Genomic DNA, 15,452 nt, shown 5'->3' with positions numbered 1-15,452 from the left:
CCGCAATCGCCTGTGCGGATTCGTGTGGGGTGAGCGCGCAGAAATCACTTTTTCTCGGAGATTGCGGCATGGTGCGGGCATTGCTAGAGCCGGAGCAGCATATTTGGGAGGATCGACGTGACGCGCAGCATCAGGCCGCTGGTGGCCGGCAACTGGAAGATGAACGGTGTGAAGGCCGACCTCGCCATCGCGGCCGAGGCGGCCAAGGGCTATGACGCCGCCTTGAAGGCGGCGGTCGATCTGGCGATCTGCCCGCCCGCGACGATGCTTTATCCGATGACGGCGGCGCTGATCGGCTCGCGGATCGCGACCGGCGGGCAGGATTGCAGCACGCAAGCGGCGGGCGCCTTCACGGGCGAAATCGCGGCCGCGATGCTGGCTGACGCTGGAGCGAGCTTCGCCATCGTCGGCCATTCCGAGCGCCGCACGCTGCATGGCGAAACCAATGCGACGGTGAAGGCCAAGGCGCAGGCCGCGCAGACGGCGCTGCTGGTGCCGATCATCTGCGTCGGCGAGACCAGGGACGAGCGCGAGGCCGGCAAGGCGCTTGCTGTCGTCAAGAAGCAGCTGCGCGGCTCGATTCCCGAAGGCGCGACGGCAGCCACGCTGGTCGTCGCCTATGAGCCGGTCTGGGCCATCGGCACGGGCCTGACCCCGACCGCGGCCGATGTGGCGGAGATGCACGAGGCGATCCGCGCCGACCTGTCCCGGCTGCTCGGCAAGGCCGCCGCAGCGGGCGTGCGGCTGCTCTATGGCGGCTCGGTCAAGCCGTCGAACGCCGTCGAACTGATGAACGTGGCCCATGTCGATGGCGCGCTCGTCGGCGGCGCGAGCCTCAAGGCCGAGGACTTCCTGGCGATCGTGCGCGCCTGCGCCTGACCGGATGCGTTCCGCGATCAGCTAGGCCTTGTAGTCTCCCTCGCGACCGTGGCGAACCGCAAGGATCACCACGGTCTCGCCGTCTTGGCGGTAGAGAGCGAGATAACTGCCGCTGCCAAAGGCCATCGGCCATTCCCGATACTCTCTCGGCATCCCTTCGGCGGCGCGTCCTGCTTGCGGATGATCGGCCAGCAGTCTGACTCCGCGACGAATCGCCTTGATTGCGCGCTGAGCTGCCCGACGGTTCCTGGAGGCGAGAAAGCGGTGCAGCCGCTCGACATCGCGCAACGCTGCCGGCGACCAGATCAGACGTGGCATGCAGGCGGGACGGCATCCTCGCCATCCTCGAGCTTTGCCAGCCATGCGTCGGTCTCTTCGGCCGTCGCATGCAGGCCGGTCGCTTGGTACTCATCCCATGCCGTGACCGCCTGCTGCCGTGTTTCCTCGCGCGACACATATTGCTCGATCGCCTCACGAACCAGGCTTTCGGCGCTGAGCTGCCTGGTCGAGGCCAGACGCCGCACCCTGTCGTCGGTCACGGGATCGAGCGTCACGACGGTGGGCGAACCGATCGGCATCGCTGGGCTTCCTTCGCTTGGAGCAGCTTAATCTAGTGCGATTGTACCAGAAACGCACGTCGAAAGCCGTGGCGCAAAATGCTGGGTGGCACACGGCCATGGCCCATGCTATGTGCCGCGCCGAATGCGGGCCGTTGCGGGCTCGTCGGTGCGGGTGGCCCTTGGCGGCGGCCGGCGCCATACCCATTTCGTGAGCTTCAGTCTCAGTCTGTCGAGAACATGCAGAACGTCATCATCGTCATCCACCTGATCATCGTGGTCGCGCTCGTCGGCGTGGTCCTGCTGCAGCGCTCCGAGGGCGGCGGGCTCGGCATGGGCTCGGGCGGCGGCGGTGCCGGCGGCTTCATGACCGGCCGCGGCCAGGCCAATGCGCTGACGCGCACGACTGCGATCCTGGCGGGTGCCTTCTTCCTGACCTCGATCATCCTGGCCGTCATGGCCAATCGCGGCCGGGTCCAGCGCTCGATCATCGACGGCGCGCCGGCGCAGAGCGCGCCCGCCGCACCGACCGGGCCCAGCGCCCCCAATGCCGGCGGCGTTCTCGACCAGCTCCGCCAGCTGCAGGCACCGAGCGGCACGCCGCAGCCGCCGACGGCACCAGCGCCGCAGCAGTGACGAAGACACGTCCCGCAAAAGTGGTTTGCACTTTTGCGATAAGGACTTGCCCAAGCAGCAAGTCTTGGCAGGGGCCGGGCAACCGGCCCTTCTCTTTTGTATGGGGCGCGCCGGCCGGATGGTCGCGCTCTCCTGTGGACAAGCGTGCAGGGCAAGACGGGGCTGCACGGTTGGACTTAGCGAATCGCGCCCGTCGCTTTAGAGGTGTCCACCCATGACGCGGTATGTTTTCATCACCGGCGGCGTGGTGTCTTCGTTGGGCAAGGGCCTGGCGGCGGCGGCACTGGCCGCTCTCCTGCAAGCCCGTGGACACACGGTTCGCCTGCGCAAGCTCGACCCCTATCTCAACGTCGATCCGGGCACGATGAGCCCGTATCAGCATGGCGAGGTCTTCGTGACCGATGACGGGGCCGAGACCGACCTCGACCTCGGCCATTACGAGCGCTTTACCGGCCGGCCCTGCAACAAGGGCGACAACATCACCACCGGCCGCATCTACATGGACATCCTGACCAAGGAGCGCCGCGGCGACTATCTCGGCGCGACGATCCAGGTGGTCCCCCACGTGACCAACGCCATCAAGGAGTTCATCCTCGACGGCAATGAGGGCTATGATTTCGTCCTGATCGAAGTCGGCGGCACGGTCGGCGACATCGAGAGCCTGCCCTTCCTCGAGGCGATCCGGCAGACCGGCCAGCAATTGCCGCGCGGGCAGTGCATCTTCATCCACCTGACGCTGCTGCCCTATATCCCGACCGCTGGCGAGCTGAAGACCAAGCCGACGCAGCATTCGGTTGCGGAGCTGCGCTCGATCGGTATCCAGCCCGACATCCTGCTCTGCCGCACCGACCGCGAGATCCCGCGCGAGGAGCGCCGCAAGCTCGCTTTGTTCTGCAATGTCAGGGAGACTGCGGTCATCGAGGCCCGCGACGTCGCCTCGATCTACGACGTGCCGCTGTCCTATCATGCCGAGGGGCTCGACAACGAGGTGCTGGCCGCCTTCGGCATGGATGCCAGCCACGAGCCCGACATCTCGAACTGGCGGCGCATCTCAGAGCGGGTGAAGAACCCCGAGGGCGAGGTCACCATCGCCATCGTCGGCAAGTACACCGGCATGAAGGACGCCTACAAGTCGCTGATCGAGGCGCTGATGCATGGTGGCATCGCCAACCGCGTCAAAGTCAATCTCGACTGGATCGAATCGGAGGTCTTCGAGAAGGAGGACCCGACGCCGTTCCTCGAGCATGTCCACGGCATCCTCGTGCCCGGCGGCTTCGGCCATCGCGGCGCCGAGGGCAAGATCAAGGCTGCGACCTTCGCACGGCAGCGCAAGGTGCCCTATTTCGGCATCTGCTTTGGCATGCAGATGGCCGTGATCGAGGGCGCGCGCTCGCTCGCGGGCATCACCGATGCCAATTCGACCGAGTTCGGCCCGACCACGGAGCCCGTCGTCGGCCTGATGACGGAATGGATGCGCGGCAACGAGATCGAGCAGCGCGAGGCCGACGGCAATCTCGGCGGAACGATGCGGCTGGGCGCCTACGCCTCGACGCTCGCCCCCGGCTCCAAGATCGCGAGGATCTACGGCTCGACCGAGATCTCCGAGCGCCATCGCCACCGCTACGAGGTCAATATGGGCTACCGCGAGCGGCTCGAAGCACAGGGCATGAGCTTCTGCGGGCTCTCGCCGGACGGGCTCCTGCCCGAGACGATCGAATATCCCGACCACCCCTGGTTCATCGGCGTGCAGTATCACCCCGAGCTCAAGTCGCGCCCGTTCGAACCGCATCCGCTGTTTGCGAGCTTCGTCGAGGCGGCGGTGGTGCAGAGCCGGCTGGTCTGAGGCGGCGGCACGGGAGGCCGAGGCGACGCTGGTCGCCCGGAGCATGGCGGCCTCTATGAAGGCTTCGACCGGAGGCTCGCGGCGACGTCGTCCGCGGCCCTGTCCGCCTCGTCCGAACTCTCATCGGCAGCCATCCGGATTTCGGCCCCGGTCTGGCCCTTGAACTCCAGCGAGGCCCGGTAGACTTCGTCGCCCGCCTCGTCATCGACCTTCACCGAAGACTTGAAGCGCCTGACGCCGGGCAGTTTCTCGCGGGCGACATCCGCCAGGGATGATTGGGCATCCCGCGTGGCGGTGTTGCGATCGGGAAATTCGACGGGGCCGTCATGGCTGACCGCACCGTTTCCATCATCGCTCGTGATGAAAAACCTGGGCATGGGCGGTCTCCAACGGCACCACGATCAACGCGCGGTCGTAACCGCAGTTCCGCTCGCTTGTTGAAAACCGGCACCTTGCCAGGCCTCAGCAAGGGTACGCATCACGCAGATCGTTGGTCTCAGCCCTTTTTCGCCGGCCCCGTCGCGATCGGGCGTTCGCTCGCGCCCCATTCGGCCCAGGAGCCGTCATAGATCGCACGCGCCGGCTTGCCGATGGTTTCCAGAGCCATGGAAAGAATGGCGGCCGACACGCCCGAACCGCAGCTGGTGATCAGCGGCTTGTCGAGATCGACGCCCGCCTCGGCGAAAGCCGCCGCGACGGCGTCGGGCGATTTGAGCTGACCGTCCTTGATGATCGCGGGGAAGGGCAGGCTGAGCGAGCCCGGCATATGGCCGGAGCGGACACCGGCGCGCGGCTCCGGCGCCTCCCCGCGAAAGCGGTCGCCGGGGCGGGCGTCGACCACCTGCGCGGTTCCCTCCGACAGCGCCCGCGCGACATCGTCGGCATCGGCGACGGCCGAATGGTCGAGCCTGGCGGTGAAGCTGCGGGCGGCGCGGGCGCGCGGCGGGCCCTGTTCGATCGGTCGGTCCTCCGCCTGCCATTTCGGGAAGCCGCCCTCGAGGATGACGACGTCCCTGGCCCCGAAGGTCCTGAAGGTCCAGCGCACGCGCGGCGCCGAGAACAGGCCGAGCCCGTCATAAACGACGATGCGCATGCCGTCGCCGATGCCCATGGCACCCACGGTGGCGGCGAAGGCCTCCGGCCGCGGCAGCATGTGCGGAAGATCCGAGCCGGTGTCCTTCACCGTGTCGATGTCGAAGCGGAGCGCGCCGGGAATGCGGCGCTCGGCATACTCCGCATGCGGATCGCGGCCATGGACCGGCAGGTACCAGGAGCCATCGACCACGACGACGTCGGGGGCGTTCAGGTGCTCGCTGAGCCACTCAGTCGAGACGAAAACATCTTCGCGTGCCATGTCGAACGATTCCTCGTGTTGTCGTGCGGGGCTCGTCGGCCCCTTGCCGTCTCAGCCGAGCGCGATCCGGACGCGCCGGTTCTGCTTGCCCTTTTTCTCGATATCGGTGACCGCGACAAGGCCGATCTCGGCGGTGTTGCGGACATGGGTGCCGCCGCAGGGCTGCAAGTCGATATCGCCGATCGCGACCAGGCGGACACGGCCGGAGCCGCGCGGCGGCTTCACCGACATCGTCTTGACGAGGCCGGGATTGGCGTCGAGCTCGGCATCGGTGATCCAGCTCTCGGTGACATCGGCGTTGCGGGCAATGAGCGCATTGAGCTTGTCGGCGATCTCGGCCTTGTCGAGCCCGCCCTCGGGAATGTCGAAATCGAGCCGACCGTCGCCATCGCCGATCGCGCCGCCGGTCACCGGATAGGACAGGACGACGCTGAGCAGATGCAGCGCGGTGTGGATCCGCATGCGCTTCAGCCGCCGCTCCCAGTCGAGCAGGACCGTCACCGCCTCGCCCGGCTGGGGCGACGCCTGCCCTTCGAGCGGGACATGGATGACGCGGCTCCTGTCTTCCGGATCGTAGATCGCGGTGCCGATCGCAATCGTGGTGCCATCCGCGCGCCGCAGCATGCCGGCATCGCCGGGCTGTCCGCCGCCGGTCGCGTAGAGCACCGTGCGGTCGAGGATGATGCCGCCGCGCTCGTTCACGGCTTCGACGATGGCCGATGCTTCCGTCAGATAGGCGTCGTCACGAAAGAGCAATTCTGTCGGCATGGTCCGTCGGCTCGCTGTCTCGGCCCGGCGCATCGACGCGGGCCGCCCTCAAGGGCCGTGGAGATTGCACGGATCGGGCGGGTGGCGCCACAGCGCTTTCGTTGCATGGCGATGGAGCCGGGCCTGTTGCGCCGGCCCTTCCGCCGCGAGGATGCGCGCCTTAGTAAGATGAGCGGCTGGCCCTGCGGTCCCCGCAACTCGGGAGGTCCCATGACATTGGCGCGCATGAAGCCCGGTGACGGCGTCGCCTGGATCACCGGGGCGAGCTCGGGCATCGGCGAGGCCGTGGCGCTGGAACTGGCGCAGCGCGGCTGGACGGTCGCGATCACCGCCCGCAGGCTCGACCAGCTCGAGGAGATCGCACGCCGTGCAGAAGGCCTACCCGGCCGCGTCGTCGCCCATGCCGGGGATGTCACGGAGACGGGAGCGATGAAGGCACTGGTCGATGCCATCGAAAGCGTCCACGGGCCGATTGCGCTGGCCTTCGTCAATGCCGGCATCGCGCCAGACAGCCCAGGCGTGCTCGACATGGCCGTCTTCGAGCGGATCATCGCCGTCAATCTCACGGGAACGGCGCGGGCGCTGTCGGCCGTGATCGCGCGCATGACGCCGCGCAAGCGAGGCCAGGTCGCGATCAATGCCTCGGTCGCAGGCTATGGCGGCCTGCCGGCCTCCTCGGCCTATGGCGTGTCGAAGGCTGCGGCGATCCATCTCGGCGAGACGCTGAAGTTCCAGTGCGAACGGGACGGCATTCGCGTGCAGGTCGTGAATCCCGGCTGGATCGACACGCCGATGACGCGGCCGAAGGACCTGCCGATGCCGTTCATCATCAGCCAGGACGAAGCTGCCCGCCGGATCGTCGACGGCTTCGAAAGGGGAGGCTTCGAGATCACCTTCCCGCGTCGGCTGTCCTGGGTGATGAAGGCTGTGAACCTGCTGCCCTATCCGCTGTATTTCTGGCTGATCGCACGCGGCGCGCGCCGGACCGGAGCCAAATCGTTGTGACGGTTCAGCCGGGCGCGTCTTCCGAGCGCGTCATCGCCAACGCATCGAGCGCCCGCTTTCGGCCTAAATCGAGGTCGACGATCGGCCGCGGATAGGTCTCGCCCAATGCGATCCCGGCTCTACGCAGCGCGCCCGCATCGGCCTTCCACGGCTCATGGATCAGGCTGTCGTCGAGGCCTGCGATCTCCGGGACCCAGCGGCGGACATAGCGACCCGCGGTGTCGAATTTCAGGCCCTGCGTCACCGGGTTGAAGATGCGATAATACGGCGAGGCATCGGCGCCGGAGCCGGCAACCCATTGCCAGCCCGCGGCGTTGTTGGCCGGGTCCGCATCGACCAGCGTGTCCCAGAACCAGTCCTCGCCCTGGCGCCAGTCGATCAGCAGATGCTTGATCAGGAAGGAGGCCGTGATCATCCGGACGCGGTTGTGCATCCAGCCCGTGGTCCAGAGTTCGCGCAAGCCCGCATCGACGATCGGATATCCGGTCAGCCCGCGCTGCCATCGCTCCAGCGCCGGCTCGTCGCGCCGCCAGGGAAAGGCATCGAAACGCCGGTTGAAGTTCTCCGTCGCGAGATCGGGATTATAGAACAGCAGGTGATAGGAAAACTCGCGCCAGCCGACCTCCGACAGGAATTTCTCGACATCCGAAGAGCCCGCCGAGGCGTCTCCGCTCTCGATGGCGCTGCGGGTCGCGTGCCAGATCTGGCGCGGGCCGATCTCGCCGAAGCGCAGATGCGGCGACAGCCGCGAGGTCGCGACCCGGTCGGGACGGTCGCGGCCCTCGCCATAGCCGTCGAGGGGCCCCGCCAGGAATTCGCTCAGGCGTGCCGCCGCGCCAGCCTCGCCTGGCGTCCAGGTTTCGCGGAGTCCTCCAGCCCAGTCGGGCCTGGTCGGCTCAAGCGCCAGCTCGGCGTGAGACACCGCCATTGCAGCCAGGGCAGCAGGGAGTGGCAGCGAGGCCATGCGCCGGGGCGCCGGCATAGGTGCCGCAGGCTCGCCGACGGCACGCGCGGCGCGCCAATAGGGCGTGAACACCTTCATCGGATCGCCGGTCTTGGTGGCGACCTGCCAGGGCTCGTTCAGCAAGGCCGCGTTGAAGCTCTCGACCCTGGTGCCTGCCGCAGTGAGATCGGCCTTGAGGCGGCTGTCGAGCGCCATCGATGGCGCATCGTAGCGGCGGCTCCAGGTGACGAGGTCGACCCCGCTCGTCTCGACCACGCGCGGCAGAATCGCTGCGGGATCGCCGCGCATCAGGACGAGTTCGCTGCCCTTCGCCTCGAGCGCCGATGCCAGCGCTGCAAGCGAGCGCGACAGCCACCAGCGGCTGGCGCCGCCGAGCGGGCGGCGGGAGCCGCCTTCGTCGAGGATGTAGAGGAACAGCGTCGGGCCATGCGCCACGGCAGCCGACAGGGCAGGGTTGTCGGCGAGGCGAAGGTCGTCCCGGAACCAGTGAAGCGATGAGGCCGGCATTGGGTTGGCGTGATGCTCCGTGACGCGAGCCGCCTGGGATAGGGCGCGCAACGGGTATTACGATGGAGGCCGGACATCGGATCGCCCGGCGCGGACGTGCGGGCGAGAGACATCAAAACGCCGCCGGGCGCGAGCCCGGCGGCGGAAGCATCAGATCACCAGCGACGATCCCATTGGCGATCATTATAGCGCCGGCCATAGGCGCGCGCATGCGGTGGCGGGCCGCCGTAACCGCGTCCATAGCCGCGCCCCCGGTAGCCGTAGCGCGGGCCGGCACGATAGCCGCGGTGGCGGTAGCCATAGCCATATTGGGCGAGCTCGGCGCCGGCGGGCGCAGCGATGTCGGTAGGGACGGCGAAGGCGGGCGCCGCCGACGCGGCGCCGGGGATTGCCCCGAGACCGAGAGCCAGTGTCGCCGCGAGAATCAGTCTGCGCATATCGATCTCCTTGGGTTGACGGTATCGGTCCATCCAACGCCATCGCAGGACAACCGCGCATGAAGCGAAAAGTTCGCTGCCGTTCATCCCGGGGCGCGAATGGGGATCGGCGCGGGCCTGGGACCTACATGCGTTCCCAAAGCGAGGCGTCGCGGGCCGACTGGCGCTTGACCCAGGCATAGCGGGTCTCTGCCCGGCGCCGGATCTCGGGGCTTAGATTGTCCAGCACCAGATCGCCACGATCGGATCTGACGAGCAGCAGCAGATGCCCTTCGCCGGCAGGCGTCCTCGCGACGGCGATGAGCAGGGCCGAGGCCGGCAGCCCCAGCGCCAGGAGTTCGTGCCGCTTGGTCACGACATAGTCGTTGCAATTCCCCGTTTCGGGGTCGATCCGCCAATCGGTCGTTGCCTTCACGGATCTGATCCGCTGATTGACGCCGCGATTGATCTGCTCGATCGCGGATTCGAGCTCCGGCGTCATCTCGATCACGGCGTCGGGCACGCCCAATTCGCAATCGGCGGCATGACGCAGGCAGAATCGCGTGTAGTCGAGCGGGGCGAGTTCGAGCCGAGTTGGATCGAGGCTGGCGCGCTGCACAACGGGCCGCGAATCGACGGCGCTGTCAGTCGGGCGCGACGCGCAGGCGCCGGCGAGGCCGGCTGCGACCAGGACCATCGCCGCTGCGAATCTGGCTGTGTTACTCATGATCCGAACGGTAAAGCAGTCCCGTAAAGACTTTTGCCACGACCAGCGCGGGCAAGGGGCTCCCGGATGGCGGCAAGATCACCGAAAATCAAAAAGACCACCGAAAACCAAAAGGGCCCGGGCGATGCTATCGCTCAGGCCCTCGAAATGACTGGCTCCCGGAGCAGGATTCGAACCTGCGACCAATCGATTAACAGTCGATTGCTCTACCGCTGAGCTATCCGGGATCGGTGCTGGCGTATAGCGACGGCTCCGCGGCTGCGCAACCCCTTTCCGTCCGATGGGCGCGATTGCGTGGCGGGGGGAGGACCGGCCACGCTTGGCTGTTGCAGCGAACCTCCGCATGTGGTTATAGGCGGCCTTCGGGATTTCGCTGCGGCGGCGTCCCGCGGAAGGCCTCGTGGCGGAGTGGTTACGCAGAGGACTGCAAATCCTTGCACCCCGGTTCGATTCCGGGCGAGGCCTCCAGATTTTTCCAGCATTCGGCGCGGGCCAGGTGCCATTTCCCATCATGGGGCGGCCCCCTTGATCGGGCGGCCGCGTGGCCGTCCCGCATCGGCGGTTGCGCCCGGGCCGCGATGTCTTGCCTTTTGCCGCGCGCTCGAACAGAAAGCACGGACAGGCGCCAACGCCACCGGGTAGTCCCCGGCAAGGTCGGTCGCCGGGCTCATCGCTGCCGCAGACGGAGATTTCGGGACATGGAGAGTTTCGCCGGGCTGCGCCGCATGATGGTCGACTGCCAGATGCGCACCTATGACGTGACGGATCGCGCCGTCCTGGCCGCCGCCGACGAGGTTCCGCGCGAGGCATTCCTGCCGACCTCGCTGTCGCACCTGGCCTATCTCGACCAGCCGGTGGCTCTCCCGGGGACCGGCCGCGCATTGATGACGCCGATGGTGATCGCCCGCATGATCCAGACGCTGGACCTGCAACCGGGCGAGCAGGCTCTCGAATATGGCGGCGGCAGCGGCTATGGCGCGGCCCTGATGGCGCGCATGGGCGCGCAGGCCACGCTCTGGGAGCCCGACACGGACGCTTTGGCGCTTGCGCAGTCCGCCTTGCGCCAGACGGTGTCGAGCGCGAGCGCCTCCGCCACGCGCCCCGGCGACGAAACCTTCGACGCGGTTCTGGTCAGCGGCGCTTGCGAGACTATCCCCGAGACGCTTTTTCCACTGCTGCGCGAAGGTGGCCGGCTGATCGCGGTCGAGGGCCTCGGACGCTCCGCGCGCGTCAAACTCTACCAGAAATCGTCCGGAAAGGTCTCGGGACGCCCGGTGTTCGATGCCGCTGCGCCTGTTCTGGCCGAATTCCGCAAGGCGCCCGCCTTCGTTTTCTGACGCCGGGGTGTCGCATTTTTGCGGCACTGCGAAATTCAACAGCCCGTCCTCCTCCGGCTCCGTTGGCGCGTGCGATCGGGCAGGCTATGTAACACTTTGTTAGTATGCCGAGGCTGGGGCGATGCCTGGGCGCGACTCGAGTCCGCACATGAGGCGTCCAGTGACACGACGGAATCATTCCAAGACGATCGCCAGCCTCGGGTTCGCGGCAGCGCTGGGGTTGGTGCTCGCATCGGGCGTCTCGCCGGCTGCCATGGCGCAGACGATGGATGCGGCGCTGGCGCGTGCCTATGCCGGCAATCCGACGCTGAATGCGCAGCGCGCCTCGGTGCGTGCCACCAACGAAAACGTGCCGCAGGCGCTGTCGGGCTATCGCCCACGCATCACAGCCTCGGCCGATATAGGGGCCAGCATCACCGATTCGAATATCCCCGGAACCGTCGGCGTGACCTCGCGGCTGGGACCGCGTGGTGTCGGCGTACAGATCGATCAGAACATCTTCGACGGCGGCAAGACGCGTAACTCCGTCGGTCAGGCCGAGTCGCAGGTGCTCGGTGCCCGCGCCACCTTGCGCAACACCGAGCAAAACGTCCTGTTGGATGCCGCGACCGCCTACATGAACGTGCTGCGCGATACGGCGATCCTGAGCCTCAACCGCAACAACGTCGAGGTGCTCGAGGAGCAGTTGCGCCAGACGCGCGATCGTTTTCAGGTCGGAGAGGTGACGCGCACCGACGTCGCGCAGGCGGAGGCGCGCCTGTCGCAGTCGCAGTCGCAGGCGATCCTGGCGGAATCCAACCTGAAAACCTCGATCGCGCGCTACCGCCAGAATGTCGGCGTCGAACCCAAGCAGCTGGCGCCCGGCCGCCCCGTCGAAAACTTCATGCCCAAGACGTTGCCGGCCGCGCTCAATGCTGCCCTTTCGGGCCACCCCGCGATCATCGCCTCGTTGCACGGCGTCGATGCGGCCGAACTTCAGGTCAAGGTCAGTGAGGCCGATCTGTACCCGGTGCTGGGCGTTAGGGGGCTGGTGCAGCAGCGCTACGACGCGTCGACATTCGGCGACAACCGAACCTCCGCCAGCGTGGTCGGCACGCTGACGGTCCCGATCTATGAAGGCGGACAGGTGTATTCGCGCACGCGGCAGGCCAAGGAGACGGCAGGCCAGCGCCGGATCGAGGTCGATACGCAGCGCGACACGGTGCGTGCCGCAGTGGTCTCGGCCTGGGGCGGCCACGAGGCGGCCAAGGCCCAGATCGTCGCCGCGCAGGCCCAGGTTCAGGCGGCCGAGACCGCTCTCTCGGGTGTGCGTGAAGAGGCCAAGGTCGGACAGCGCACGACGCTGGACGTGCTGAACGCGCAGCAGGAACTCGTCAGCGCACGCGCGACCCTGGTGACGGCGCAGCGCGATCGGGTCGTCGCGTCCTATGCCGTGCTGTCCGCGGTCGGCCGGCTCTCGGCGGAAACGCTCAAGCTGAAGGCCGAGGTCTACGATTCCCGCAAGCACTACGATCAGGTCAAGGGCCTGCTCTGGGGCACGCAGACGCCCGACGGCCGCTGAGCCTCGCAACGCGGCAATCGAGCCTGGTCCCGGTTTCCTTGGGCCTCTGCGGCGCTCACGGCCCCGGCCGAATCGACATTCGCGCAACAGGCCGGATTTCCCTGTGGGCGGAAAGACATGGCGCCTTGCCTGCTAGGCCTTGCGTGAAATACTCGATGATCGGGCGGCGCTGATTCTGTCGATACGCCCGGTGTCGAGTGGTCCGGATCCTGATGAGCGCGCAACCGAAGCCCAACGAACCGTCGATGGAGGAAATTCTTGCCTCCATCCGGCGGATCATCGCGGATGACGAGGTCAAGCCTGCCGAGGCGCCAGCGGAGGTCGAGGCCGCGCCGGTCGCCGTCGAGCCTTCGCCCGAGCCGGTTGCAGAGATCGACGAGGATGTGCTCGATCTCGGCGCCGAAGCTGCGCTCGTCCTGCCACCTGCGCCCGAGATGGCCGAGTCCGATGACGGCGACATCGATTTTCTAGAACCGCCGCCGCCGGAGCCCGTCGCGGCTGCACCTCAGCCCATTCCCGAGCCGGAACCCTATGAGCCTCCGGTATTCATCGCACCGGAACGGCCCGCGAGCCCGCCGCCGTTCGACATGGCGCAACTGCTGTCGGCTCAGACCAGTTCGGCCGTCACCAGCGCCTTTGGCGATCTCGCTCATACGGTTTTGACCAACAACGCGCGCACGCTCGAGGATCTGGTCATGGACATGCTGAAGCCGATGCTCAAATCCTGGCTCGACGACAACCTGCCGACCATGGTCGAGCGGCTGGTTCGGGCCGAGATCGAACGCGTCGCCAGAGGCGGGCGCCACTAGGCCCACCTCGCAGCAACGAACGACGGCGTTCAGCGGCGCTGGACCCGTTTTGCCGTCGCAGACCGCCTGGTCGTCGGCGATGGCGCCAGTCTTTCGAACGCCCCCGCATCGTTCAGACGCTTGAACGCGAAGGCCAGCATGGTCATCGCCGCTGTCGGCGCGCCGAGGCGCGACACCAACATCGAGAGCCCAACGGCGACGGGCCGCGGATAGCGGCCGGAAGCGGCCTCCGAGGCGATCCAGGCGCCGACGACATGAACGAGCAGGTTCATCAGAGCGCGACCTTCCGGTTTGTCCCGAGATCAGGCTTGGTGCCGGTCAGCGCAGCGGCTGCCATTTTCACCGTGGTGACGATCTTCCCGGCACCCGCCCAGAACTCCGCGGCTGACGGCCTGACGCGCAGGACGCGGATATTGGGATCGTCCTTGCTGTCCCAGAACGCCTTGTTGCTGGGGTCCCAGATCTGCTCGACCTTCGCGCGATCGTCGAGAACGGTGGCTGTGCCCGTCACCGAGACGTAGCGCATGCCGCTGTTGTCGGCGAAGGCCAGGCAGACATTGTCGTTCACGTTGATCTCATCGTCCTTGTGGTGGCGACGATCGGTGAGGAAGTAGATGGCGTCCTCCTCGCGTTTGCCGTGGGCGTGCATCGGCCGGGCGCGCAGCTCGTCGCCTTCGCCGTCATGGGTGACGAGCATCGTGAACTTGATGTCGTCGATGAGGTCCCAGACGCGGTCCTGGTCGGTATGATGGGTCATGGTGAAGCTCCTGGCTTTTCGGGAGACTCAACCGGTGAACAGCGCGGCGGTTCCGTCGTCGAGGCTGCCAAACCGGCATGCGGCGAAACGCATGCCGCGCCGGCGCGACGAGGTCACGGCTCCGCGCGTGCTTCACGCGCGGACGAACGCGCGTCCTCGCGTCACGCCATCGACCTTGCCGGCGCCCCAATTTCCGACGAAACTGCACGCATCATGAGCAGCATCGATCCGTCCGTCTCGGCCCTGTCCGTCTGGCTTGCGCTGGAAAGCCCCACCCACCACACGCCCGGCGTCAACGGCATGATGGATCTCGTCGCGAGCGAGGTCGACGGCTTGCCGATCGCGGTCGAGCGCATTCCCGGCCGCAATGGCCTCGGAGACAGCCTGATCCTGCGGGCCGGGCTCGACACGGGCGAGCCGTCGGTCGCGATCATGTCGCATCTCGACACCGTGCATCCGGTCGGGACCAGCGCGCAGGATCTGCCCGTGCGGGTCGAGGGCGATCGGCTCTACGGGCCCGGCGTCTACGACATGAAGGGGGGCGCCTGGCTCGCGCTCCAGGCCTTCAAGGAGGTTGCTCTGTCGGCCACCGCGAAGCGGCCGATGGTCTTCCTGTTCACGCCCGACGAGGAGATCGGCTCGCCGACGACGCGCAAGCTGATCGAGGAGATCGGCCGCGCGTCGGCCGCCGTGCTGGTGACCGAGCCGGCGCGCGACGGCGGCAAGATCGTCACCGCGCGCAAGGGCGTCGGCCGCTTCGAGGTCAAGCTCGAAGGCCGGCCGGCACATTCGGGCTCGCGCCATGCCGATGGCCGCAGCGCGATTCGCGAGGCGGCGCACCAGATCCTGGCGATCGAGGCCATGACGGATTACGCACGCGGCATCACCACCTCGGTCGCGCTGATGGGCGGCGGCACGGCCGCCAACGTCATTCCCCAGCATGCCTGGTTCAGCGTCGATCTGCGCGTCGCGAGTTTGGTTGATGGCATCGAAATGGAAAGTCGCATTCTCGGCCTGAAGCCGCACGATCCCGACGTCGCGATCAGGATCAGCGGCGGCATGAACCGGCCGCCCTATGAGAAGTCGACGGCGGTGGCAGGGCTGTTCGAGACGGCGCGCGCGATCGCGACCGGCATCGGCTTCGACCTGCAGGACTGCCCGATGACCGGCGGCGGCTCGGACGGCAACTTCACCGCCGCGCTCGGCGTGCCGACGCTGGACGGGCTCGGCATCGACGGGGAGGGCGCCCATACGCTGTCCGAATATGCGCTGATCTCCTCGATCGCGCCGCGGCGGGCGCTGATCAAGGGGCTGCTGGAGAGCGTGTGAGGG

General features: G+C 67.3%; 18 protein-coding genes and 2 tRNA genes. 9 read left to right on the top strand and 11 right to left on the bottom strand.

Annotated elements, in window-relative coordinates:
- Positions 1 to 117 precede the first annotated feature (117 nt).
- The gene (gene tpiA, locus AE618_RS22230; protein WP_054211259.1) at positions 118 to 879 is read left to right on the top strand and encodes a triose-phosphate isomerase; all 762 of its coding nucleotides are present in this window, start codon (positions 118 to 120) and stop codon (positions 877 to 879) included.
- A 21-nt stretch (positions 880 to 900) separates the two neighbouring features.
- Here the strand turns inward: tpiA and AE618_RS22225 are convergent, their stop codons facing one another.
- Complete coding sequence (locus AE618_RS22225; protein ID WP_054211258.1) at positions 901 to 1,197, bottom strand: type II toxin-antitoxin system RelE/ParE family toxin; 297 nt, start codon at positions 1,195 to 1,197, stop codon at positions 901 to 903.
- Positions 1,185 to 1,457 (bottom strand): CopG family ribbon-helix-helix protein, encoded by a 273-nt coding sequence (locus tag AE618_RS22220; RefSeq protein ID WP_054211257.1) that lies wholly within the window; start codon positions 1,455 to 1,457, stop codon positions 1,185 to 1,187. Before AE618_RS22220 ends, AE618_RS22225 begins: the two co-directional genes overlap by 13 nt.
- Positions 1,458 to 1,676: 219 nt before the next feature.
- On the opposite strand from AE618_RS22220, the gene secG reads away from it, so the two are divergent.
- Together secG and AE618_RS22210 are read left to right on the top strand one after the other, a co-directional pair.
- Positions 1,677 to 2,072, top strand: coding sequence for a preprotein translocase subunit SecG (gene secG, locus AE618_RS22215; protein WP_054211256.1), 396 nt, complete (start codon positions 1,677 to 1,679; stop codon positions 2,070 to 2,072).
- Positions 2,073 to 2,286: 214 nt separating this feature from the next.
- Positions 2,287 to 3,915 (top strand): CTP synthase, encoded by a 1,629-nt coding sequence (locus AE618_RS22210; protein ID WP_054211255.1) that lies wholly within the window; start codon positions 2,287 to 2,289, stop codon positions 3,913 to 3,915.
- A 53-nt stretch (positions 3,916 to 3,968) separates the two neighbouring features.
- On the opposite strand, the gene AE618_RS22205 is transcribed toward AE618_RS22210, so the two are convergent.
- From AE618_RS22205 to AE618_RS22195, 3 genes are all read right to left on the bottom strand, one after another.
- Positions 3,969 to 4,292, bottom strand: coding sequence for a DUF6894 family protein (locus AE618_RS22205; protein ID WP_054211254.1), 324 nt, complete (start codon positions 4,290 to 4,292; stop codon positions 3,969 to 3,971).
- 119 nt (positions 4,293 to 4,411) lie between these two features.
- Positions 4,412 to 5,269, bottom strand: coding sequence for a 3-mercaptopyruvate sulfurtransferase (gene sseA, locus AE618_RS22200; protein ID WP_054211253.1), 858 nt, complete (start codon positions 5,267 to 5,269; stop codon positions 4,412 to 4,414).
- A gap of 51 nt (positions 5,270 to 5,320) precedes the next feature.
- Positions 5,321 to 6,037: an alanyl-tRNA editing protein gene (locus AE618_RS22195; protein WP_054211252.1), complete on the bottom strand. Its 717-nt coding sequence runs from the start codon at positions 6,035 to 6,037 to the stop codon at positions 5,321 to 5,323.
- Positions 6,038 to 6,247: 210 nt separating this feature from the next.
- On the opposite strand from AE618_RS22195, the gene AE618_RS22190 reads away from it, so the two are divergent.
- The gene (locus AE618_RS22190; protein WP_054211251.1) at positions 6,248 to 7,042 is read left to right on the top strand and encodes an SDR family NAD(P)-dependent oxidoreductase; all 795 of its coding nucleotides are present in this window, start codon (positions 6,248 to 6,250) and stop codon (positions 7,040 to 7,042) included.
- Positions 7,043 to 7,046: 4 nt separating this feature from the next.
- Here the strand turns inward: AE618_RS22190 and AE618_RS22185 are convergent, their stop codons facing one another.
- The 4 genes from AE618_RS22185 to AE618_RS22170 form a co-directional block, all read right to left on the bottom strand.
- Complete coding sequence (locus AE618_RS22185) at positions 7,047 to 8,513, bottom strand: cryptochrome/photolyase family protein (protein WP_054211250.1); 1,467 nt, start codon at positions 8,511 to 8,513, stop codon at positions 7,047 to 7,049.
- Between the two features lie 155 nt (positions 8,514 to 8,668).
- Positions 8,669 to 8,950 carry a hypothetical protein gene (locus AE618_RS22180; protein WP_054211249.1) on the bottom strand — a complete coding sequence of 94 codons (282 nt, stop codon included), beginning with the start codon at positions 8,948 to 8,950 and terminating at the stop codon, positions 8,669 to 8,671.
- 124 nt (positions 8,951 to 9,074) lie between these two features.
- Positions 9,075 to 9,656 (bottom strand): transglutaminase-like cysteine peptidase, encoded by a 582-nt coding sequence (locus AE618_RS22175; RefSeq protein WP_082365485.1) that lies wholly within the window; start codon positions 9,654 to 9,656, stop codon positions 9,075 to 9,077.
- A gap of 152 nt (positions 9,657 to 9,808) precedes the next feature.
- Positions 9,809 to 9,883 (bottom strand) — tRNA-Asn (locus tag AE618_RS22170).
- 167 nt (positions 9,884 to 10,050) lie between these two features.
- Here AE618_RS22170 and AE618_RS22165 point away from each other — a divergent pair.
- From AE618_RS22165 to AE618_RS22150, 4 genes are all read left to right on the top strand, one after another.
- Positions 10,051 to 10,124 (top strand) — tRNA-Cys (locus tag AE618_RS22165).
- A 230-nt stretch (positions 10,125 to 10,354) separates the two neighbouring features.
- Positions 10,355 to 10,993, top strand: a complete 639-nt coding sequence (locus AE618_RS22160) for a protein-L-isoaspartate O-methyltransferase family protein (protein WP_054211247.1) — start codon at positions 10,355 to 10,357, stop codon at positions 10,991 to 10,993.
- 148 nt (positions 10,994 to 11,141) lie between these two features.
- Positions 11,142 to 12,554 (top strand): TolC family outer membrane protein, encoded by a 1,413-nt coding sequence (locus AE618_RS22155; RefSeq protein WP_432704520.1) that lies wholly within the window; start codon positions 11,142 to 11,144, stop codon positions 12,552 to 12,554.
- A 212-nt stretch (positions 12,555 to 12,766) separates the two neighbouring features.
- Positions 12,767 to 13,363: a PopZ family protein gene (locus AE618_RS22150; RefSeq protein ID WP_082365488.1), complete on the top strand. Its 597-nt coding sequence runs from the start codon at positions 12,767 to 12,769 to the stop codon at positions 13,361 to 13,363.
- Positions 13,364 to 13,392: 29 nt separating this feature from the next.
- Here the strand turns inward: AE618_RS22150 and AE618_RS22145 are convergent, their stop codons facing one another.
- Positions 13,393 to 13,635 carry a hypothetical protein gene (locus AE618_RS22145; protein ID WP_054211246.1) on the bottom strand — a complete coding sequence of 81 codons (243 nt, stop codon included), beginning with the start codon at positions 13,633 to 13,635 and terminating at the stop codon, positions 13,393 to 13,395.
- Positions 13,635 to 14,120: a pyridoxamine 5'-phosphate oxidase family protein gene (locus AE618_RS22140; RefSeq protein ID WP_054211281.1), complete on the bottom strand. Its 486-nt coding sequence runs from the start codon at positions 14,118 to 14,120 to the stop codon at positions 13,635 to 13,637. The genes AE618_RS22145 and AE618_RS22140 overlap by 1 nt, the downstream gene beginning before the upstream one ends.
- Positions 14,121 to 14,333: 213 nt before the next feature.
- On the opposite strand from AE618_RS22140, the gene AE618_RS22135 reads away from it, so the two are divergent.
- Positions 14,334 to 15,449, top strand: coding sequence for a M20 family metallopeptidase (locus tag AE618_RS22135; RefSeq protein ID WP_156330428.1), 1,116 nt, complete (start codon positions 14,334 to 14,336; stop codon positions 15,447 to 15,449).
- Positions 15,450 to 15,452: the final 3 nt, after the last annotated feature.

The sequence above is a fragment of the Allobosea vaviloviae genome, from assembly GCF_001298265.1.
Taxonomy (GTDB): Bacteria; Pseudomonadota; Alphaproteobacteria; order Rhizobiales; family Beijerinckiaceae; genus Allobosea; species Allobosea vaviloviae_B.
The sequence above is the reverse complement of the archived record's forward strand: the minus strand, read 5'-3'. Positions and strand labels throughout refer to the sequence as shown.

What these genes read in the sequence shown, in the direction of transcription:
- AE618_RS22225 (WP_054211258.1), bottom strand. Translation starts at nt 1,197, where the DNA reads ATGCCACGTCTGATCTGGTCGCCGGCAGCGTTGCGCGATGTCGAGCGG.
- AE618_RS22220 (WP_054211257.1), bottom strand. Translation starts at nt 1,457, where the DNA reads ATGCCGATCGGTTCGCCCACCGTCGTGACGCTCGATCCCGTGACCGAC.
- secG (WP_054211256.1), top strand. Translation starts at nt 1,677, where the DNA reads ATGCAGAACGTCATCATCGTCATCCACCTGATCATCGTGGTCGCGCTC.
- AE618_RS22210 (WP_054211255.1), top strand. Translation starts at nt 2,287, where the DNA reads ATGACGCGGTATGTTTTCATCACCGGCGGCGTGGTGTCTTCGTTGGGC.
- AE618_RS22205 (WP_054211254.1), bottom strand. Translation starts at nt 4,292, where the DNA reads ATGCCCAGGTTTTTCATCACGAGCGATGATGGAAACGGTGCGGTCAGC.
- sseA (WP_054211253.1), bottom strand. Translation starts at nt 5,269, where the DNA reads ATGGCACGCGAAGATGTTTTCGTCTCGACTGAGTGGCTCAGCGAGCAC.
- AE618_RS22195 (WP_054211252.1), bottom strand. Translation starts at nt 6,037, where the DNA reads ATGCCGACAGAATTGCTCTTTCGTGACGACGCCTATCTGACGGAAGCA.
- AE618_RS22190 (WP_054211251.1), top strand. Translation starts at nt 6,248, where the DNA reads ATGACATTGGCGCGCATGAAGCCCGGTGACGGCGTCGCCTGGATCACC.
- AE618_RS22185 (WP_054211250.1), bottom strand. Translation starts at nt 8,513, where the DNA reads ATGCCGGCCTCATCGCTTCACTGGTTCCGGGACGACCTTCGCCTCGCC.
- AE618_RS22180 (WP_054211249.1), bottom strand. Translation starts at nt 8,950, where the DNA reads ATGCGCAGACTGATTCTCGCGGCGACACTGGCTCTCGGTCTCGGGGCA.
- AE618_RS22175 (WP_082365485.1), bottom strand. Translation starts at nt 9,656, where the DNA reads ATGAGTAACACAGCCAGATTCGCAGCGGCGATGGTCCTGGTCGCAGCC.
- AE618_RS22160 (WP_054211247.1), top strand. Translation starts at nt 10,355, where the DNA reads ATGGAGAGTTTCGCCGGGCTGCGCCGCATGATGGTCGACTGCCAGATG.
- AE618_RS22155 (WP_432704520.1), top strand. Translation starts at nt 11,142, where the DNA reads ATGAGGCGTCCAGTGACACGACGGAATCATTCCAAGACGATCGCCAGC.
- AE618_RS22150 (WP_082365488.1), top strand. Translation starts at nt 12,767, where the DNA reads ATGAGCGCGCAACCGAAGCCCAACGAACCGTCGATGGAGGAAATTCTT.
- AE618_RS22145 (WP_054211246.1), bottom strand. Translation starts at nt 13,635, where the DNA reads ATGAACCTGCTCGTTCATGTCGTCGGCGCCTGGATCGCCTCGGAGGCC.
- AE618_RS22140 (WP_054211281.1), bottom strand. Translation starts at nt 14,120, where the DNA reads ATGACCCATCATACCGACCAGGACCGCGTCTGGGACCTCATCGACGAC.
- AE618_RS22135 (WP_156330428.1), top strand. Translation starts at nt 14,334, where the DNA reads ATGAGCAGCATCGATCCGTCCGTCTCGGCCCTGTCCGTCTGGCTTGCG.